Consider the following 1,262-nt stretch of genomic DNA (forward strand, 5'->3'; position numbering starts at 1 on the left):
GGGACTGTACGGTCTTCGGTGTAACTCCTGATCAAGGAGAACGCACTCAATGACTACTGTGAGCCAGGCATCGGAAGCGACGAATGACCTGGAGGACACCGCGGTGGCGCGTAAGAAGCCGCAGGCCTCGGAGCAGGAACTGGTGGCCAAGCTGGTCGAGCAGGCCCGGGCCGACGGGCTGGAGCTGGTCGGCGAAAACGGACTGCTGGGCCGGCTGACCAAGCTGGTGCTGGAGTCGGCTCTGGAAGGCGAGATCACCGACCACCTCGGCTACGACAAGCACGAACGCGGCGCAAGCCAGATGGGCAACGCCCGCAACGGCACCCGCACCAAGACGGTCATCACCGACGTCGGGCCCGTCGAGATCGTCGTGCCGCGGGACCGGGATGCCAGTTTCGAGCCGAAGATCGTTGCCAAGCGGCAGCGGCGGCTGTCGGGCGTGGATGAGATGGTCATCTCGCTGGCGGCCAAGGGGCTGACCACCGGTGAGATCTCCGCGCACCTGGCCGAGGTCTACGGCGCGCAGGTGTCCAAGCAGACGATCTCCACCATCACCGACAAGGTGATCGAGGGCATGACCGAGTGGCAGAACCGGCCGCTCGACCCCGTCTACCCTGTCGTGTTCATCGATGCCATCCACGTGAAGATCCGCGATGGTCAGGTCGCCAACCGGCCCATCTACGTCGCCCTGGCCGTCACGGTCGACGGCGAGCGCGACATCCTCGGGCTCTGGGCGGGCGACGGCGGTGAGGGCGCCAAGTTCTGGCTGCACGTGCTGACCGAGATCAAGAACCGGGGCGTCGCCGATGTGCTGATGGTGGTTTGCGATGGGCTCAAGGGCCTGCCGCAGGCCATCGAGCAGGTGTGGCCCCAGGCCGTCGTGCAGACCTGTGTGGTGCACCTGCTCCGTGCCTCCTTCCGGTATGCCGGACGCCAGCACTGGGACGCGATCGCCAAAGCGTTGCGGCCGGTCTACACCGCGCCCACCGAAGCCGCAGCGCTGGAGCGGTTCATGGAGTTCGCCGAGGCATGGGGCGGCAAGTACCCGGCGATCGTGAAGCTGTGGGAGGACGCCTGGGCCGAGTTCGTGCCGTTCCTCAACTTCGATGCCGAGATCCGCCGGGTGATCTGCTCGACGAACGCGATCGAGTCGGTCAACGCCCGGATCCGCCGGGCGGTCAAGGCCCGCGGCCACTTCCCCAACGAGCAGGCGGCGCTCAAGTGCGTCTACATGGCGATCATGAGCCTGGACCCGACCGGGA

General features: G+C 66.6%; 1 protein-coding gene. It reads left to right on the top strand.

Annotated features, from left to right (window positions below):
• Positions 1-49: 49 nt before the first annotated feature.
• Positions 50-1,262, top strand: a 1,213-nt coding sequence (locus AP234_RS00055; protein WP_055477452.1) for an IS256 family transposase, incomplete at its 3' end; no start/stop codon positions are given.

The sequence above is a fragment of the Sphaerimonospora mesophila genome, from assembly GCF_001417795.1.
Lineage (GTDB): Bacteria > Actinomycetota > Actinomycetes > Streptosporangiales > Streptosporangiaceae > Sphaerimonospora > Sphaerimonospora mesophila.